2 protein-coding genes are annotated in these 2,130 nt (G+C 68.5%); both read right to left on the reverse strand.

What is annotated here, in order from left to right; genetic code table 11:
* Positions 1-190: 190 nt before the first annotated feature.
* A complete protein-coding gene (locus tag L995_RS12275) occupies positions 191-1,195 on the reverse strand; it encodes a Bug family tripartite tricarboxylate transporter substrate binding protein (RefSeq protein ID WP_047325751.1) in 1,005 nt (334 codons plus the stop codon).
* 17 nt (positions 1,196-1,212) lie between these two features.
* On the reverse strand, positions 1,213-2,130 hold a 918-nt coding region (locus L995_RS12280), incomplete at its 5' end, for an alpha/beta hydrolase (protein WP_052195792.1).

The raw sequence follows: 2,130 nt of genomic DNA on the forward strand, positions 1-2,130 counted from the left end.
CCGCGTTGATGCGAACCGAAGGTATGCAGATCCAGGCGGCCATCGGCCGGCCGCACGTCCAGGCCGAAGTGCCGGTAGAAATGCAATGCCTCGCCCAGATCGGGCACGGAGAAGACGAAGCGGTCCACCGAATGCACGGCGGCCAAAGGCGGTGTGAGGATCATGGCTGCTGCGCGCCTGGCGCCGTGGGTCATTCGGGGCGGATGCCGATGTCGTGCATCACCTTGGTGAAGGTCTGGATCTGCCGGGCCAGCTCGCGCTGGTGCTCGGCCGGCGAGCTGCCGATGGGCTCGAAGCCCTTGTCGCTGAGGCTGCTGGCCACGCTCGGATCGCGCAGCGCATCGCGCAGCAGCGTATTGATCCTTTCCACCACCGCCTTGGGCGTGCCGGCCGGCGCATAGGCGGCGAACCAGGGGCGCATGTTCAGCACCGGATCGGTGTAGCCCAGCTCCTTGAAGGTGGGCACCGTGGGCATCAGGGCCAGGCGCCTGTCTCCGTTGACCGCGTAGGCCTTCATCGCACCCTTGTCGGTCTGGGCCTTGGCCACGAGCACGCTGGCCATGGCGAACGACAGGTTGCCACCCAGCAGATCCTGCACCACGGGCGACTCGCCCTTGTAGGGAACGGTGACCACGGCGAACCGGTCGATGCGCCCCAAGGTGGCAATGGCGATGTGCGAATAGGTGCCGTTGCCCCAGGTTCCGAAAGAGACACCGCCCTTGTCGGCCCGCGCATAGGCGACGAACTGTGCGAGGCTGCTCGGCGGCATGGCCGCATTGCCCACCAGGATGGCCGCTGCCGAGGCGATCAGGCCCACGGGCTGGAAGTCGCGCACGGGGTCGTAGGGCAGCGATTTGAACAGGCCCAGGTTGTTCACATGGGACTCCATGTTGGTGATCAGCACCGAATAGCCATCGGGGGCCGAACCCCTGACGTTCTCGGCCGCAAGAATGCCCGATGCGCCGGGCCGGTTGTCAACGATGACCTGCGCACGGCTCTGGCGCGTGATTTCAGCGCCCAGCACGCGCGCCACATAGTCCAGCGCGCCGCCCGCGGCAAAGGGCACGACAAAGCGTATGGGCTTGGACGGGTATGGCACATGGGACTGGGCCTGGACCTGCCCTGCCGCGCACAGCAGCGCACTCGCGACCAGCAGGGCACGGCGAAAAGGTTTCTCGTGAAAATCGGGGGTCATCTCTGTCTCCTTGGTTGTCATGGCTTGCGCGGAACGGAACGCAAGGCCCGATCGGGTGAAACCCGTGGCGCCTTGCTGCCCAGGCAATCCGCGAAGGCCTGGCAGATGCGGTCGCTGGCCCTTCGCGCCGCTTGCGAGACCTGGAAAAAGCCCAGGAACGGATGGAACATGTCGCCAAAGCACAGCCGTTGCACGGGCACGCCGGCCTCGGCCAGGCGGCTGGCGTAGGCGCTGCCTTCTCCGAACAAGGGGTCATGCCCGGCCAGCGCGATGACGGCGGGCGGCAGCCCGGCCAGGCTGCCCGCCCGCAGCGGAGACGGCGGAAACGCACCGGCCTCGGCCATGCGCGCGCCCATGTACAGGCGGGTGATGTCGCGCAGGTCGGCCGGCGTCAGCATGGGGTGGTCGCTGCGGCGCGCCTGCAGTGCCTCGGTATCGCGGGCCATGTCCACACCGGGCACCACGAGCAGTTGTGCGGCCAGCGCCCATCCACGGCGCTGCAGCACGATGGCCGTCGAGGCGGCCAGGTTGCCTCCGGCGCTTTCTCCGGCCACGGCCACGCGGGCCGGATCACCGCCTAGCTCCATGACCTGGTCCATGGCCCACAGCGTGGCGGCGATGGCATCGTCGTGCGCTGCGGGAAACGGATGCTCTGGCGCCAGCCGGTAGCCCACCGAGACGATGACCGCCCCCACGTCGCGGCACAGCTTGCGCGCGATGTCATCCATGCATTCGATGCCGCCCAGCACAAAGCCTCCGCCATGGAAGAACACCACGGTGGGCCGGGGCACCGCATCGGCCTCGGGGCGGTAGATGCGAACGGGCACGGTGGTGACGCCATGCCGTGCCAGCCGGTCCTGCGTGCAGGCCACGGGCACGGGCGGCGCCGCTTGGCGCATCGCCATGACGGCCGCGCGCAGGCGTTCGCGCGCCTG

Origin of the sequence: Delftia sp. ZNC0008 (assembly GCF_000799035.1) — a bacterium.
GTDB classification, from domain to species: domain Bacteria; phylum Pseudomonadota; class Gammaproteobacteria; order Burkholderiales; family Burkholderiaceae_C; genus Comamonas; species Comamonas tsuruhatensis.

Coding starts and splice junctions, on each gene's coding strand:
- L995_RS12275 (WP_047325751.1), bottom strand. CDS start 1,195: ATGACCCCCGATTTTCACGAGAAACCTTTTCGCCGTGCCCTGCTGGTC.